Source organism: Collimonas sp. OK242 (assembly GCF_900107095.1).
Classification (GTDB): Bacteria; Pseudomonadota; Gammaproteobacteria; order Burkholderiales; family Burkholderiaceae_D; genus Collimonas.
In genome coordinates this window covers 95797-110770 of record NZ_FNOR01000009.1, presented here as the reverse complement: position 1 = coordinate 110770, position 14974 = coordinate 95797, and the positions used below count along the sequence as shown (strand labels likewise).

Annotated in this window: 16 protein-coding genes and 1 other RNA gene; 14 read left to right on the top strand and 3 right to left on the bottom strand. The window is 56.4% G+C overall.

Translation table 11 applies throughout. The annotated features are described in order from the left end of the window. Positions 1 to 46: 46 nt before the first annotated feature. On the bottom strand, positions 47 to 964 hold the full coding sequence (locus tag BLV81_RS11680) for an ornithine cyclodeaminase family protein (protein WP_092356044.1): 918 nt from the start codon (positions 962 to 964) through the stop codon (positions 47 to 49). 36 nt (positions 965 to 1000) lie between these two features. Next, positions 1001 to 2269: a D-amino acid dehydrogenase gene (locus BLV81_RS11675; RefSeq protein ID WP_092356361.1), complete on the bottom strand. Its 1269-nt coding sequence runs from the start codon at positions 2267 to 2269 to the stop codon at positions 1001 to 1003. 206 nt (positions 2270 to 2475) lie between these two features. On the opposite strand from BLV81_RS11675, the gene rnpB reads away from it, so the two are divergent. The 12 genes from rnpB to BLV81_RS11615 all read left to right on the top strand — a co-directional run bounded on the left by rnpB (position 2476) and on the right by BLV81_RS11615 (position 13221). Continuing rightward, an RNA gene (rnpB, locus tag BLV81_RS11670) (RNase P RNA component class A) lies at positions 2476 to 2801 on the top strand. Between the two features lie 191 nt (positions 2802 to 2992). Then, entirely contained in the window at positions 2993 to 3547 is a 555-nt protein-coding gene (locus BLV81_RS11665; protein WP_092356041.1) for a fasciclin domain-containing protein, read from the top strand. Positions 3548 to 3762: 215 nt separating this feature from the next. Beyond that, entirely contained in the window at positions 3763 to 4923 is a 1161-nt protein-coding gene (locus BLV81_RS11660) for an acyl-CoA dehydrogenase family protein (RefSeq protein WP_092356038.1), read from the top strand. Then, complete coding sequence (locus BLV81_RS11655) at positions 4920 to 5714, top strand: enoyl-CoA hydratase (RefSeq protein ID WP_092356035.1); 795 nt, start codon at positions 4920 to 4922, stop codon at positions 5712 to 5714. The genes BLV81_RS11660 and BLV81_RS11655 overlap by 4 nt, the downstream gene beginning before the upstream one ends. Beyond that, positions 5711 to 6895, top strand: a complete 1185-nt coding sequence (locus tag BLV81_RS11650) for an enoyl-CoA hydratase/isomerase family protein (RefSeq protein WP_255365146.1) — start codon at positions 5711 to 5713, stop codon at positions 6893 to 6895. Before BLV81_RS11655 ends, BLV81_RS11650 begins: the two co-directional genes overlap by 4 nt. A gap of 125 nt (positions 6896 to 7020) precedes the next feature. Further along, on the top strand, positions 7021 to 7452 hold the full coding sequence (locus BLV81_RS11645; protein ID WP_255365145.1) for a DsrE family protein: 432 nt from the start codon (positions 7021 to 7023) through the stop codon (positions 7450 to 7452). Positions 7453 to 7866: 414 nt separating this feature from the next. Beyond that, a complete protein-coding gene (locus BLV81_RS11640) occupies positions 7867 to 8322 on the top strand; it encodes a DUF2244 domain-containing protein (RefSeq protein WP_092356029.1) in 456 nt (151 codons plus the stop codon). 32 nt (positions 8323 to 8354) lie between these two features. Further along, positions 8355 to 9527, top strand: coding sequence for a cytochrome c oxidase subunit II (gene coxB / locus BLV81_RS11635; RefSeq protein WP_092356026.1), 1173 nt, complete (start codon positions 8355 to 8357; stop codon positions 9525 to 9527). Positions 9528 to 9610: 83 nt separating this feature from the next. Beyond that, positions 9611 to 11212 carry a cytochrome c oxidase subunit I gene (ctaD, locus tag BLV81_RS11630; protein WP_092356023.1) on the top strand — a complete coding sequence of 534 codons (1602 nt, stop codon included), beginning with the start codon at positions 9611 to 9613 and terminating at the stop codon, positions 11210 to 11212. Positions 11213 to 11383: 171 nt separating this feature from the next. Then, positions 11384 to 11968 (top strand): cytochrome c oxidase assembly protein, encoded by a 585-nt coding sequence (locus BLV81_RS11625; protein WP_092356020.1) that lies wholly within the window; start codon positions 11384 to 11386, stop codon positions 11966 to 11968. A 50-nt stretch (positions 11969 to 12018) separates the two neighbouring features. Next, positions 12019 to 12234 (top strand): DUF2970 domain-containing protein, encoded by a 216-nt coding sequence (locus tag BLV81_RS11620; RefSeq protein WP_092356017.1) that lies wholly within the window; start codon positions 12019 to 12021, stop codon positions 12232 to 12234. Positions 12235 to 12354: 120 nt separating this feature from the next. After that, positions 12355 to 13221: a cytochrome c oxidase subunit 3 gene (locus tag BLV81_RS11615; RefSeq protein ID WP_092356013.1), complete on the top strand. Its 867-nt coding sequence runs from the start codon at positions 12355 to 12357 to the stop codon at positions 13219 to 13221. A 144-nt stretch (positions 13222 to 13365) separates the two neighbouring features. On the opposite strand, the gene BLV81_RS11610 is transcribed toward BLV81_RS11615, so the two are convergent. After that, entirely contained in the window at positions 13366 to 13566 is a 201-nt protein-coding gene (locus tag BLV81_RS11610) for a twin transmembrane helix small protein (protein WP_092356010.1), read from the bottom strand. A gap of 39 nt (positions 13567 to 13605) precedes the next feature. Between BLV81_RS11610 and BLV81_RS11605 the strand changes: the two genes are divergently transcribed. Beyond that, positions 13606 to 14364 (top strand): SURF1 family protein, encoded by a 759-nt coding sequence (locus tag BLV81_RS11605; RefSeq protein ID WP_092356007.1) that lies wholly within the window; start codon positions 13606 to 13608, stop codon positions 14362 to 14364. Positions 14365 to 14371: 7 nt separating this feature from the next. After that, positions 14372 to 14974, top strand: coding sequence for an SCO family protein (locus BLV81_RS11600; protein ID WP_092356004.1), 603 nt, complete (start codon positions 14372 to 14374; stop codon positions 14972 to 14974).

Sequence of the window (14974 nt, the reverse complement as noted above, 5' to 3'; positions counted from 1 at the left end):
GCGGCAAGCAATGCCGCGCATAATGGGGAAGGAACAGGAAGCAGGCTTACCAGCCGAAACGTTCGCAGGCGCGGCGGTAGACCAGGCCGGACAGAGCGATATCTTCGAGGCCGACGCCAATCGCCTTGTAGATCACCAGATCGTTTGGCTGGCGTTGGTAAGTGCTGCTGCCATCGATAATTTGCCCCAGTTCCCATACTTGTTCCCAGGCGAAAGTGCCAGGCTGGCACAGCAGTAGATCGCCGGCTTCCTGCTGTGCCTGCGGTTTCCATTCAACGACCAGGGCGTTGGCGCGGGCAATCGCGCGATCGTCGAGTTCACGCAGATTGCCTTTGCTGGCGCCGACCGCCGCCACGAAAGCGCCCGCTTTCAGCAAATCGCCGGAAAACAGCGGTTCGGCCGAACGCGTTACCGTGACCACGACATCGCCGTCCTGAGCTGCCTCATCGATACTGACGGCGCGCGCCGGAATCCCGGTTTGCTGCGTGATCTGTTCTGCAAACTGCTGTTGGCCGCTGCGGCCCGCAATCAGGATTTCCTTGAATTTGCGCACCTCCAGCAAAGCCGGCACATGTGCATGCGCCTGGACCCCGGTGCCGATTACCGCCAGCGTGGCAGCATCCTGGCGGGCCAGGTGATCGGCGGCGACTGCGGTAGCAGCGGCGGTACGCAAGCCGGTCATGGTGTCGGATTCAATCGCCGCCAGCGGGCGTCCATCTTCGGTAGAAAACAGCACGGTGACAAAATGGAATTTGCCGTTGATCGTGGTGTAGATCTTGTAACCGGCGATGCCGGCGGCAGGCAGCAATGCGCCCATGCTGGACATCATGACGGGGCCGGCGCTGGTGCGGATTCTAGCCTGTTGCGCGCCCTGTCCTATGCCGGCGAAGGCTTGGCGCATGGCGGCTATGGCGTCGCCGGTATTGATCAGCTCGGCGACTTGCTGGTTGGTGATGAGTTTCATGGTTTCATTCCTTTGGGTTTTCGCGAGTTTCCGTTGCTAAGCGCTAAATGAAAAAGGGCTGGCGTCGATGGCGGTGGCCCGGCCTGCAATCAATTGCGTCAACAGGGTTGCGCTGCCATGGGCCAGGGTCCATCCGAGGCTGCCATGGCCGACATTCAGATACAGGTTCTTGACCGGAGTCGCGCCAATCAGCGGCACGCCGCTTGGCGTGGCGGGGCGGAATCCGCTCCATGGCGACAAGCTGGCGCTGTCGGACAGATCGCCGCAACCGGGGAACAATTCACTGACGCCGCGCTTCAATTCATCGATGGCTGCGGCCGGTATGCTGCGATCCATGCCGACCAATTCTACTCGTCCGGCAACCCGCAGGCGCTCGCCCAGCCTTGCGTAAACGATTTTCTTGGCGAGATCGGTGATGGATACCTGCGGCGCGGCAGCCTGATTGGCGCTATCGATTAAGGGCACCGTGATGCTGTAGCCTTTGAGCGGGTAGAGCGGCAATGAAAAGCCGGCGCGCCGTGCAAAATCGGCGCTGGCTGAACCTAGCGCCAGGACGAAAGCATCGGCGTCGATTTGTTCCTGGCCGGCATGCACCGCGGTCAAGGCGCCGTTGCGCATTTCCAGTTGATGGATACGTTGCGAATGCGCGAAGCGGAAGCCGGACTGTTGCGACATGGCGCCTACCAGCTGCCGGCAAAACAGTGCGCAATCGCCCGCTTCCTCGCTCGCGGTGTACACGCCGCCGGCCCAGTCGCGCTTGGCGTTAGCCAGCGCCGGTTCAATTTCCACGCAGCGCGCGGCGTCGATGATTTGCTGCTGGCAGCCATGCTCGGCCTGAAACGCAATTTGCTTGCGGGCGCTGTCCAGACCTTTGGCATCGCCGTACATCACCAGCTTGCCGGCGCTGCGATACTGGAAGTCTAGCGGGACGGCTTGCGTCAGTTGCTGCAATTGTTCGCGGCTGAAGAACGCCAGCCGCAACAGATCGACAGTGGTTTGCCTGACGCGTTTGGTATTGCAGGCGGCCAGGAATTTGAGCAGCCAGCGCCATTGTGCGGGATCCATTTTCGGCCGCAAGGTCAGCGGCGAGTCCGCGCCGAACAAGTATTCCGGCCAATGGCTCCAGACCGATGGATCGGCCAGCGGCGCGACATACGAATAACTCAGTTGTGCGCCGTTGCCCAGGCTGGTCTCGCTGCCTGGCAGCGCCGCAGCGTCGACCAGGGTGACTTGGTGGCCTGCTTCCAGCAGCCGATAGGCGGAAGTGACGCCGATGACGCCAGCACCTAATACGCAAATGTGCATTTGTTCTGTCCTGTTGCGGAAAACGATGTTGCTTGCCGATGTAGCCGATGCGGCCGGTGTCGTGATTTTGCAGTGCAAAAAAGCTTCAAATACTATACGTATGCGCGGGTGTTCTGTCTCATGCTGTTTTGGCATCATCCGGCCTAAGCCCTCGGCCGCAATGAAAAACCGCGAGTTGAGGCCCTCATTGCGGTAGAATGCCGCCTGAAGTAAGCCAGACAGCCGCTGGCCGACGTTGCAATGCGTCGGCGGGAGGAAGGTCCGGACTCCATAGAGCAGGGTGACGGTTAACGGCCGTCCGCCGTGAGGCGAGGAATAGGGCCACAGAGACGAGCGTATTAAGTTACGGTGAAACGCGGTAACCTCCACTCGGAGCAATTCCAAATAGGCACGCGTTGATGTTGCTCGCGGAGCGTGCGGGTAGGAAGCTTGAGCGCTGGAGTAATCCAGCGCCTAGAGGAATGGTTGTCATAACGCGAGGGCGCAAGCTTGAGCGTCGTAACAGAATCCGGCCTATCGGCTTACTTCATTTTCTTTCGGCGAGTTGTCTGCAGTTTTTTCTGCATTTGTACGGTTGCAACCGGCGAATGCTGCTTCGCCAGCCCATTACCACCCCATCGCATTCCATCTTTTGCGTGATGTCGTATCGCTTGAATCCAGTTTTCGGTCAGTCGCGTATATGACTGTGCAGGCTCCGAAAATTGACTCTTTCAAGGAATTATCATGCGCAAACTCAGCTACGCTTTAACTTTATCCGCTGCTCTGATCGCCGCCAGCGCGGCCTATGCAGAAGATACCGTGATGGTCGGCGGACAAAACATGTATCCCAGCAAGGACATTGTCGACAACGCTGTCAATTCAGCAGATCACACCACCCTGGTAGCCGCAGTGAAGGCCGCCGGCCTGGTGGAAACGCTGAAAGGCAAGGGCCCATTCACCGTATTTGCTCCAACCAATGCCGCCTTCGCCAAACTGCCGCCTGGCACGGTGGAAACCTTGGTCAAGCCGGAAAACAAGGCAACCCTGACCAAAATCCTGACTTACCACGTGGTGCCGGGCCGATATGGCTATGCCAAGCTTGAAAACGCCATCAAGCAAGGTCATGGCAAAGCCGAATTGCCAACCGCCAGTGGCGGCATGTTGACCTTTACGCAAAATGGTCCACGCAATATTGCCGTCACGGACGACGGCGGCCATGTTGCCAATATCAGCACCTATGACGTGAATCAGTCGAATGGCGTGATCAATGTGATTGATACCGTGTTGCTGCCTAAATAATATCAGCCAATATCGGCCGCGCAAGCGGTGGTGCCGGTGGCGACATGCAGTCCAGCGGGAGTGAGTCAGGGCAACGTCATTCAATTGACGTTGCTTTTTTTGTCCAAATGGATTGGGTGACGTTTACGTTAACGTCAATTATTGCTATTCTGCGGAGATAGATATTGCCGACAGCAGTAATACAAACTACCCATCAGCATTGGAGACAGACCACCATGGATTTCGAATTATCAGAAGATCAGCGCGCATTTCAGCAGACCGCGCGTGATTTTGCCGCCGGAGAGCTGGCGCCGCATGCCGCCAAATGGGATGCCGAAGGCATCTTCCCTACCGATGTCATCGCCAAAGCTGGCGAGTTGGGTTTCTGTGGTTTGTATACGCCGGAAGAAGTGGGCGGCCTGGGTTTGTCGCGGCTGGACGCCACCATCGTATTCGAGGAGCTGGCGCGCGGCTGCACTTCGACCACGGCCTATCTGACGATACACAATATGGTGAGCTGGATGATTGCCAACTGGGCCACGCCGGCAGTACGCGCAGGCTGGTGCGAGAAACTGGCGAGCGGTCAAAAGCTCGGCTCCTACTGCCTGACCGAGCCGGGCTCGGGCTCGGATGCCGCATCCTTGAAAACCACTGCGCAACTGGTTAACGGCGAGTACGTAATCAACGGTTCCAAGGCGTTCATTTCCGGCGCCGGCGCTACCGATGTCCTGGTCTTGATGGCGCGCACCGGCGCCGGCGGCGCACATGGGGTGTCGGCATTCGTGGTGCCGGCTGATACGCCAGGCATCAGCTACGGCCGCAAGGAAGAAAAGATGGGTTGGAATAGCCAGCCGACGCGCACCATCAGTTTCGACGATGTGCGGATTCCTGCCGATCACCTGCTGGGGCAAGAAGGCGAAGGCTTCCGCCTGGCCATGCGCGGCCTGGACGGCGGCCGTATTAATATCGCCACCTGTTCGGTCGGCACTGCCCAGGCGGCGCTGGATGCGGCACATGCGTATATGGGCCAGAGGCGGCAATTCAACCGGCCGCTGTCGGATTTCCAGGCGCTGCAATTCAAGTTGGCCGATATGCAGACCGAGCTGGTTGCCGCGCGCCAGATGGTGCGCCTGGCAGCCTGCAAGCTGGATGCCAAAGATCCGAATGCGACGACCTACTGCGCGATGGCGAAACGGTTCGCCACCGACATCGGTTTCCAGATCTGTAACGAAGCGCTGCAAATCCACGGCGGCTATGGTTACATCCGCGAATTTCCGCTGGAACGCCATTTCCGCGATGTCCGCGTACATCAGATCCTGGAAGGCACCAATGAAATCATGCGGGTGATCATCGCCCGCCAGTTGTTGAGCAATGCATCCAATGAGGACATCCGATGAACAATGCTACCGGCACTTACACCAACCTGCGGCTGGAAATCATCGGCCACACCGCTGTTGTCACGATGGCCAACCCGCCGGCCAATACCTGGACCGGCGCTGCCTTGCGCGATTTGACGCGGCTGGTGCAGACGCTGAACCAGGATAAAAATATCTATAGCCTGGTGCTGACCGGCGCCGGCGAAAAATTCTTTTGCGCCGGCGCCGACCTGAAACTGTTCGCCGATGGCGACAAGGTCATGGCGCGCGAAATGGCACGTCGTTTTGGCGAGGCCTTCGAAACCTTGTCCAGCTTCCGCGGCGTCTCCATCGCCGCCATCAATGGTTATGCCATGGGTGGCGGCCTGGAGTGCGCGCTGGCCTGCGATCTGCGCATCGCCGAGGAGCACGCGCAGATGGCCTTGCCGGAGGCCGCGGTGGGTTTGTTGCCTTGCGCCGGCGGCACCCAGAATCTGCCGTGGCTGGTTGGCGAAGGCTGGGCCAAGCGCATGATCTTGTGCGGTGAACGGGTCAATGCCGAAACGGCATTACGCATCGGTCTGGTCGAGGAGTTGGTTAAAAAAGGCGAAGCCAGGCAACGCGCCCTGGCGCTGGCCGAACAAGTCGCCAAGCAAAGTCCGTCCAGCGTCACCGCCTGCAAGAAATTGATTCAAGGCGCACGCAGCAATCCTTTGGCGAGCTTGCTGCCGGTGGAGCGCGAATTGTTCCTCGATCTGTTTGACACTCAGGATCAAACAGAGGGCGTGAACGCCTTCTTGCAAAAACGTCCCGCGGTCTGGAGCAACCAATGAAAGCAGAAGCAAAGATGGCAGAAATGAATTTAACCGCAGCTGCAGCGCCGGCCTTGTTTGAAGAACTGACGACCGATAACGGCAAGCGCATCGGCATCGCCACGTTGAATGTCGAAAAGACGCTGAATGCGATATCGCTGGAGATGGTGGATTTGCTGGATCAGCAATTGCGCGCATGGGCCGCCGATCCGCAACTGGCGATGGTGGTGTTGCAGGCGGCCGGCGACAAGGCCTTTTGCGCCGGCGGCGATTTGCAAGGCCTGTACCGCACCATGCTGGATCAGCATGCGGCCGGCCGGCAAGAGGATATCCGGAGCAATCCCTACGCCTGCGATTTTTTCGAACGCGAATACCGGCTGGACTATCTGATCCATACCTATCCTAAGCCGATTCTGGCCTGGGGGCATGGCATCGTGATGGGCGGCGGGATTGGTTTGATGGCAGGCGCCAGCCATCGCGTGGTGACCGAGAAATCACGGCTAGCCATGCCCGAGATCACGATCGGCCTGTATCCGGATGTCGGCGGCACCTGGTTCCTGAACCGCATGCCGGGCCAGATCGGTTTGTTCCTGGCTTTGAGCGGCGCCTCGATCGGTGCTGCCGACGCCATCTTTGCCCGGCTGGCCGACCATCGAATCAACCATGCGCAAAAACAGCCGGTGCTTGCGGCATTATTAAGCCAGCCTTGGGATGGCCGGCAGGACGACGTCCTGTTAAGCAGAGTATTGCAAAATGCCGAGCGCCAAGACGCTCAGACGTGGGTGGCGGGGCCGACACCGTTGCATCAGCATTTTGAGTTGATTAACCAGCTGTGCAGTGCGCCGACCCTGGCCGAGGTTGTGCACAATATCGTTGAATTGAAAACGGAAGATCCCTGGCTGCAAAAAGGAATCGCGACGCTGCTAGCCGGCAGTCCGGCATCTGCCTGGCTGTCGCATGCCTTGCAAAAGCGGGCGCGGCACATGTCGCTGGCGGAAGTGTTTCGGCTGGAATACGTGGTTTCCCTGCATTGCGCCGCCCGTGCAGATTTCGCCGAGGGCATCCGGGCGCTGATTATCGACAAGGATCGCCGGCCGCGCTGGCAACCCGCAACTTTGGCAGCTGTCACCGACGATTGGGGCAACGGCTTTTTCGATAACCCGTGGCCGGAGAAAAATCACCCCTTGGCCGATCTGGTGTAATGTTGATGCGCGATACTGATGCGTGAATACGTCCAGGATAAATCGACTCTATCCTTCGACTCCATCCTGTTTGCTTATTTTTCCAGCCGAGAGCCAATATGCAGCGACGCAACATTCTGTGGACAATGTTTTCATCAATCGGTGCGGCGGCAGTCCTTGCCGGAACCGCGTCACGTGCAAATGCGGCAAATGCTGCGGGCGTGGACAAAGCCAAGGTGGCCTATCACCTGAGCGAACTTGACAGGGTCAATTTCGTGCTCGGCAATATCCAGAGTCATTTCGATGGCATGGGCGGGCCGGACAAGGTGAAAATCAATCTGGTCATACATGGCTCGGCGCTCAAGGCGTTTCACACCGCGCTGGCAAGCCCGGAATTCAGCCAGCATGTCGCCCAGCTGGAAAAAACGGGGCTGGAGATGAGTGCCTGCATCAATACGATGAAAGCGCAGAATATATCGTTAAAAGAGCTGCTGCCGGGTTTTACGGTTGCCGACAAAGGCGCAGTTGTGTTGCTCGCTGATTTGCAGTCGCAAGGCTATGCCTATTTGAGGCCCTGATGGCTGTCTCTTTGAGCGCTTGAAAAACCAATCTGAAAATGTCGGCGGGTTGGTGGAAATAAATCGACTCTGACCCCAATTGATTTTTGTTGGTCGATGGAAAAGCCTTGTCGGGCGAGGGCGGGGCTGGATGGTGGAGTTCGATGTGCATTGTCAATTCGCTACATTTCTGTCAGTTTGATCCCATTTTAGTATGATAAATTTCTTATATGAAACATATAGGGTGAGCGATAACGCGCCGGTACTCCAGAGGGCAAATCGGCGTCGTATAAGGGGAAAAGCGCGGTTGCGCGGGTAGGCGCGGGGCTAGTATGGCGTACTTGATTCTCCTTGATAACATCTTCGGTTACCCCTTATACTTCGAAGGTTTTAGCTTGTGCGTGTAGGCAACTTGCCAGGTGTCGATAGTGCATCATGATTAAGCGAGAATGGGACTTGAGGCGTAACTGCGCAATCGCGCCGCGCCAACTTGGTTTTTTCTATGCAATCCTCTGTGCCACGTCGTTTGCCGTGGCAATCGGCTTTACCTTGCGCGGCGCCTGGTTCGTATTGCTGTTTGCGGTATTGGAAATGTCTGCGGTAGCTATCGCATTCCTGATCTATGCGCGACATGCCACGGACCGCGAGCACATAGCGATGCTGGACGATTATCTGCTTGTGGAATTGATACAGGCGCAGGAAATTCGACAATTCAAGCTGGATTTGCGTTCAATCCGGATTGCGGTGCAAGAGACGAACAAGGGCCTCATCGGTATCGAGGCGCTTGGCACCAGGGTTGAGGTAGGTCAGTTTTTGACGGAATGGAAGCGGCGCGAGTTTGTTCTGGAGCTGCGACAGGAGCTACAGCGCAGCCAAAAGGCTTGTGCTTGACATAATTATAATTTTGGGCTTTTGAGGAAATCATGGAATATGCGAAGCGCCTTATATCGTTGATGCTCGGTGCGTTGCTCTTGTCGGCAGCAATGCCGTCTTGGGCGGTGGTCGATAGCCCGGGTGGTCCAGCGGTACTGGAAATGAACTTTCAACCGCCGATAACGCAGATTGCTCAGCAAATCTATGATCTGCATAACTTGATGCTGATCATTTGCCTGGTGATCTTCCTGGCGGTTTTCGGGGTGATGTTCTACTCCATTCTCAAGCATCGCAAATCGCTCGGCCACAAATCGGCCAGTTTCCACGAAAGCACAGGCGTCGAAATCGCCTGGACCGTGATTCCTTTCCTCATCGTTATCGGCATGGCCCTGCCTGCGACCAAAACGGTGGTGGCGATGAAGGACACTTCCAATGCCGACATCACGATCAAGGTCACCGGCATGCAGTGGAAATGGGGCTACGACTACCTCAACGGCGATGGCTCCGGGATTTCCTTCCTGTCCAACCTGTCGACGCCGCACGAACAAATCGTCGATACGACCAAGGTCAAGAACGACAATTATCTGATCGAAGTCGACAATCCGATGGTGGTTCCGGTCAACAAGAAGGTTCGCATCATTACCACGGCCAACGACGTGATCCACTCCTGGGGCGTTCCTGCATTCGGCCTCAAGCAAGATGCGATTCCCGGATTTGTCCGCGATACCTGGTTCAAGGCTGAGAAGGTCGGTACTTACCGCGGCCAATGCGTTGAACTGTGCGGTAAAGACCACGCCTTCATGCCGATCGTTGTCGAGGTCCTGAGCGAGGCCGATTACAAAGCCTGGGTCGACGGCAAGAAAAAGGAAATGGCTGCCCAGGCAGACGATCCGACCAAGACCTGGACTATCGACGAGTTGAAACAACGCGGCGAAAAGGTCTATACAGCCAATTGCGCAGTTTGCCACCAGGCTACCGGCAAGGGCGTGCCCGGCGCCTTCCCGCCGCTCGATGGCGACCCGGTCGTCAACGGTCCGCGTGCCGAACAGATCAATGTCGTGTTGAACGGCAAGATCACCGGCAGCATGCAAATGCCAGCCTGGAAAGCCGTGTTGTCGGATACCGAAATTGCTGCGGTGATTACCTACACCCGTAACAACTGGTCCAACAAAGCCCAGGAAAATATTGTCCAACCAGCTGAAGTGCTGGCTGCGCGTAAATAAAAACTTTTGGGGGCAGAGTTTAAGAGTCGGCAAGCGAAGCTTGTGACGAATTACTCTGTCCTCCACTGAATCAGGAGATTGAGATGAGCACTACCGCAGTCGATCACGCACACGATCATTCTCACGACGACCACGCGCACCATGACCATCCACACGGCTGGCGGCGCTGGTTGTTTGCAACCAATCACAAGGACATCGGTACCCTGTACCTGTGGTTCTCTTTCACCATGCTGCTGTCCGGCGGCGTGCTGGCATTGCTGATCCGCGCCGAGCTGTTCCAGCCCGGCCTGCAATTCTTCAAGCCGGAATTCTTCAATCAGCTGACCACCATGCACGGTTTGATCATGGTGTTCGGCGCGATCATGCCGGCTTTCGTCGGCTTCGCCAACTGGATGATCCCGCTGCAAATCGGCGCCTCCGACATGGCCTTTGCGCGGATGAACAATTTCTCGTTCTGGCTGATGCCGCCGGCCGCCTTGCTGCTGGCGACTTCCTTCCTGGTTCCTGGCGGCGCAACCGCTGCCGGCTGGACGCTGTACGCGCCGCTGTCGACGCAAATGGGGCCTGGTATGGACATGGCGATTTTCGCCGTCCATATCATGGGTGCATCGTCGATCATGGGTTCTATCAACATCATCACCACCATCCTCAACATGCGCGCGCCTGGCATGACGCTGATGAAGATGCCGATGTTCTGCTGGACCTGGCTGATTACCGCTTACCTGCTGATCGCCGTGATGCCTGTTCTGGCTGGCGCGATCACCATGACGCTGACCGACCGTCATTTCGGCACCTCTTTCTTTAACGCTGCCGGCGGCGGCGATCCGGTGATGTATCAGCACATCTTCTGGTTCTTCGGTCATCCAGAGGTGTACATCATGATTCTGCCGGCGTTCGGCATCGTGTCGCAGATCATCCCGGCGTTCGCCCGCAAGCAATTGTTCGGTTATGCGTCGATGGTGTACGCCACTGCCTCAATCGCGATCCTGTCGTTCATCGTCTGGGCTCACCACATGTTCACCACCGGCATGCCGGTGACTGCGCAGCTGTTCTTCATGTACGCAACCATGCTGATCGCGGTGCCGACCGGCGTCAAGATTTTCAACTGGATCGCTACCATGTGGCGCGGTTCGATGACTTTCGAAACCCCGATGCTGTTCGCGATCGGCTTCATTTTCGTGTTCACCATGGGCGGCTTCACCGGCTTGATCCTGGCGGTAACCCCGATCGACATCCAGATGCAGGATACCTACTATGTGGTGGCGCATTTCCACTACGTGCTGGTGGCCGGTTCCCTGTTCGCCCTGTTCGCCGGCTACTACTACTGGAGTCCAAAGTGGACTGGCTTCATGTACAACGAAACCCGCGGCAAGATCCATTTCTGGAATTCGCTGGTCTGGTTTAACGTGACGTTCTTCCCGATGCACTTCCTCGGCCTGGCCGGTATGCCGCGCCGCTACGCCGATTATCCGGCGCAGTTCACCGACTTCAACATGCTGGCTTCGATCGGCGCCTTGGGCTTCGGCCTGACCCAGGTCTACTTCCTGTTCTTTGTGATCATTCCATCGATCAAGGGTGGCAAGAAGGCCGTCGACAAGCCTTGGGATGGCGCCGAGGGCCTGGAATGGACTGTTCCCAGCCCGGCACCTTTCCATACTTTTGAAACGCCACCGGTCTTTAAATGATGGCAGCGGCGGGTGGCCGGCAAGAGCCAGTCCAGGCCCGCCAATTCTGTGCGATTGAGCAAAATGAGTAACCCGAAAAAGCCTAATAACGTACGTACCGGATTGCTGGTAGGTCTGCTTGCCTTGAGCTTCTTCATCGCGATCTTCGTCAAGATGTTGTGGTTCAAGTAGATGGCCAATCCTGCAGACAAGGGTGCAAATGGAAGCGCCAAGGCCGAATCGAGAAAACTGAATTGGCAGATGCTCGGCAAGCTGACGGTGATTGCGGTGATGATGTTCGGCTTCGGTTATGGCCTGGTGCCGGTGTATAAAAAGATTTGCGAAATTACCGGCGTCAATTACCTGACGCCGAAAGATGCAACGGTGGAAGCGCCGACCAATACCCAGGTCGACAAGAACCGGACGATTACTGTTGAATTCGACGGTAATTCGCAAGGCCCGTGGCGCTTCCGGCCGACAGTCAGCAGCCTGCAGGTGCATCCGGGTGAAATGACGCAGGTGGTATATGAAGTGGTGAACAAACAATCGCGCAAGATGGATGCACAGGCGATTCCGAGTTATGCACCGCAGCAGGCAGCGGCTTTCTTCAAGAAAGTCGAGTGTTTCTGTTTCACCCAGCAAACTCTTGGGCCGAACCAGGCCAAGGAAATGCCGGTGGTGTTTTACATAGATCCTGCTATACCTAAAGATGTGAAGGTAATCACGCTGTCGTATACGTTTTTTGAAATTACGGGGCAGCCGGATAAGCCGACCTGAATAAGCCGGCCTGAATCCGGGTAACCTGGCAGAGCAACTTGGGGTATCAAATGTCGGATCTGAAGGAAGCAAGTCGTCGCAAAGCCTCATTCGGCGCCACCATGAAGGCCGTATTCTGGTCGTTCTTCGGGGTCCGTAAGCGGAAAGATTACGAAAGCGATGCAGCCGGTTTGAATCCGGTGCATGTAGTGATAGCCGGCATACTCGGCGCCTTGATTTTTATTGCGATCCTGATCACGATTGTGAAACTGGTTGTCGCTAAATAAGTGCAGCAAAATATTTTTACTCGGTTGAGGATGGAGTAATTCGGCGCGAAATTTTATCCAGGCGCCACTTACGCTCTGTCCCGCAAATAATGAAATAACTAATTAAATTTGTATCGGGAGATGGAAATGAGTTCTCAACAAGGTAGTGCACCTTACTATTTCGTCCCTGGCCCATCCAGGTGGCCAGTGTTGGGAGGTGCATCGCTATTGGCGACGATGGCTGGCGCCGCAGCGTGGGTCAATAGCGTTGTGTGGGGTCCGGAGCTGTGCGTGATCGGCATCCTGTCTTTCCTGGTCGTGCTATTCAAATGGTTCGGCGACGCCATCCGTGAATCCGAAGGCGGCTTGTACAGTGCCCGCATCGATACCTCGTATCGCTGGAGCATGAGCTGGTTCATTTTTTCCGAAGTGATGTTTTTCGCCGCGTTCTTTGGCGCCTTGTTTTACGCACGCAGCATTTCCATGCCGTGGCTGGGCGACCTCGACAACAAACTGTTGTGGCCAGACTTTGCCGCCCATTGGGGCAATGCCGGCCCGGCCGGTACGATCGAATCCTTCAGCACCATGGGACCATTCCCGATCCCGACTATCAATACCGCTCTGCTGCTGACATCGGGCGTCACGTTGACGATTTCGCATCACGCCTTGCGTTCCGGCCATCGCGCCAAGACTGCATTCTGGCTGTTCGCAACGATTGTGCTGGGCGCCACCTTCATGGGTTTCCAGGCTGCCGAATACATTGAAGCGTATAGCGATTTCAATCTTAAACTGAGTTCCGGCGTCTACGGTTCCACATTCTTCCTGCTGACCGGTTTCCACGGCTTCCATGTGACCATCGGCGCCATCATGCTATCGGTAGTGCTGTACCGCGTACTGAAGGGGCATTTCACCCCGGAACACCATTTCGCATTTGAAGGCGCGGCCTGGTACTGGCACTTTGTGGACGTGGTCTGGCTTGGCTTGTACGTCGTGGTGTACTGGCTGTAATAGTAAAAGCGGATTAGACGGATCGATTAAGCGCATTAAATTAATCAAGCGTGTAAACGAAAGGCCGCACCTCGGTGCGGCCTTTTTTACTGCGGATCCTAAGGAGAGTTCCGGAAATAATGCGCTACAGCAACGATGCGATGCTTAGTGCAGTCCGGTCGGCTGAATATACCCGAATTTGTACAAGACCAGCAGCAGGATGAACAGGGCGACCGAAAAGCCGACACGCATGGTCAAAGCCTGTACCGTACGGTTGCTTTTACCTTTGTCGCGCATCAGGAAAAGCAGTGCCGAGAACAGGCTGCCGATGATCAGGATGAAAGCAATGGCAACGACGATTTTCATTTTATGGGCCAGGAAAATAGAGACTAAGGCGGTATTGTAATGCCAATCAGATTCCGTTTTCGCTTGATTCCGTTTGTAGTGACTGTATTGCTGGTGGTGCTGGGCATAGCGTTGGCACAATGGCAAACGCGGCGCGGCGATCAAAAGCAGGCGATCGAAACCAAGTTGCTGCAACGCGAAGCCGATGCTACTGTCAAATTCGGCGACGGATTGCAGGATATCGATCAACTTGAATATAGACACATGGCGTTGCGCGGTGAATTTATTGCCGGCTGGCCGGTCTATCTCGACAATCGTCCCTTGAACGGCGTCGCCGGGTTTTATGTGCTGATGCCGTTCAAACTTGCGGCGTCGGACACGATGGGTGATAGTTACATACTGGTAGCACGCGGCTGGTTGCCGCGCGATCCGGCGGATCGCAGCAAGTTGCCGTCCTACCCGACGCCGGCCGGCATGATTGAGATAGAAGGGCTGGTCAGGCGCGATTTCGGCCATGTTTTGCAGCTGGGCGATGCGGCCCCGCCGCAGCCTCAGGCAATTATGCAAAATCTGGGAATAAACGAATTTGCAGCGGCCAGCAAGTTGAAGCTGCAGCCGTTCGTAATCGAGCAAACCAGCAACACCGAAGACCATCTGCTGCGCGATTGGCCGCGGCCTTCGCTCGGTATCGAAAAGCACCGCGGCTACGCATTCCAATGGTATGCGCTGGCCGTGATGGCGTTCATTTTTTTTGTTGTGACAGGATTTAGACGTGGATCAGAAAACACCAGCAAGCCAGCCGCTCAACGTCCTGGCTGATAATAATATGGTCGGCAATCAGGCTGAAAATAAGCAGCGCCAGAGCGGCCGCTGGAAATTGTTCGCGGTGATTGCGATATGCGCAGCGCCCATGATTGCCTCCTATTTCACGTACTACGTCATCAAGCCGCAGAGCCGCAATAATTATGGCGCGCTGCTCGATCCGCGCGATTATCCCGTGCCAGAGCTGGGCAGCACCGCGCTGGACGGCAAGCCGCTCGCCCTGGATGCCTACAAAGGTAAATGGCTGATGGTGCAAGTTGATGGCGGCGACTGTCAGAAAGCTTGCCAGGACAAGCTGTTCGAAATGCGTCAGCTGCGCCTGATGCAAGGCAAGGAAATGGAGCGGATTGAGCGCGTCTGGCTGATTACCGATGACCAGCCACTGCCAACCATGGTTATGCGTGAATACGACGGCACCAGGCTGCTGCGGGTGAAGCCGGATTTGCTGAAAGCCTGGTTGCCGACCGAGGCCAATACCAGCGCCGCCGATCATATCTATCTGATCGATCCGCTCGGCCATCTGATGATGCGTTTCCCCAAGGATGCAGATCCAAGCCTGGTCAAAAAAGACCTGTCCAAGCTGCTGCGGGCTTCGGCGATAGGATGA

Bases quoted from the DNA above. Each gene is read 5' to 3' on its own strand.
- BLV81_RS11680 (WP_092356044.1), bottom strand. From the start codon at position 964: ATGAAACTCATCACCAACCAGCAAGTCGCCGAGCTGATCAATACCGGC.
- BLV81_RS11675 (WP_092356361.1), bottom strand. From the start codon at position 2,269: ATGCACATTTGCGTATTAGGTGCTGGCGTCATCGGCGTCACTTCCGCC.
- BLV81_RS11665 (WP_092356041.1), top strand. From the start codon at position 2,993: ATGCGCAAACTCAGCTACGCTTTAACTTTATCCGCTGCTCTGATCGCC.
- BLV81_RS11660 (WP_092356038.1), top strand. From the start codon at position 3,763: ATGGATTTCGAATTATCAGAAGATCAGCGCGCATTTCAGCAGACCGCG.
- BLV81_RS11655 (WP_092356035.1), top strand. From the start codon at position 4,920: ATGAACAATGCTACCGGCACTTACACCAACCTGCGGCTGGAAATCATC.
- BLV81_RS11650 (WP_255365146.1), top strand. From the start codon at position 5,711: ATGAAAGCAGAAGCAAAGATGGCAGAAATGAATTTAACCGCAGCTGCA.
- BLV81_RS11645 (WP_255365145.1), top strand. From the start codon at position 7,021: ATGTTTTCATCAATCGGTGCGGCGGCAGTCCTTGCCGGAACCGCGTCA.
- BLV81_RS11640 (WP_092356029.1), top strand. From the start codon at position 7,867: ATGATTAAGCGAGAATGGGACTTGAGGCGTAACTGCGCAATCGCGCCG.
- coxB (WP_092356026.1), top strand. From the start codon at position 8,355: ATGGAATATGCGAAGCGCCTTATATCGTTGATGCTCGGTGCGTTGCTC.
- ctaD (WP_092356023.1), top strand. From the start codon at position 9,611: ATGAGCACTACCGCAGTCGATCACGCACACGATCATTCTCACGACGAC.
- BLV81_RS11625 (WP_092356020.1), top strand. From the start codon at position 11,384: ATGGCCAATCCTGCAGACAAGGGTGCAAATGGAAGCGCCAAGGCCGAA.
- BLV81_RS11620 (WP_092356017.1), top strand. From the start codon at position 12,019: ATGTCGGATCTGAAGGAAGCAAGTCGTCGCAAAGCCTCATTCGGCGCC.
- BLV81_RS11615 (WP_092356013.1), top strand. From the start codon at position 12,355: ATGGAAATGAGTTCTCAACAAGGTAGTGCACCTTACTATTTCGTCCCT.
- BLV81_RS11610 (WP_092356010.1), bottom strand. From the start codon at position 13,566: ATGAAAATCGTCGTTGCCATTGCTTTCATCCTGATCATCGGCAGCCTG.
- BLV81_RS11605 (WP_092356007.1), top strand. From the start codon at position 13,606: ATGCCAATCAGATTCCGTTTTCGCTTGATTCCGTTTGTAGTGACTGTA.
- BLV81_RS11600 (WP_092356004.1), top strand. From the start codon at position 14,372: ATGGTCGGCAATCAGGCTGAAAATAAGCAGCGCCAGAGCGGCCGCTGG.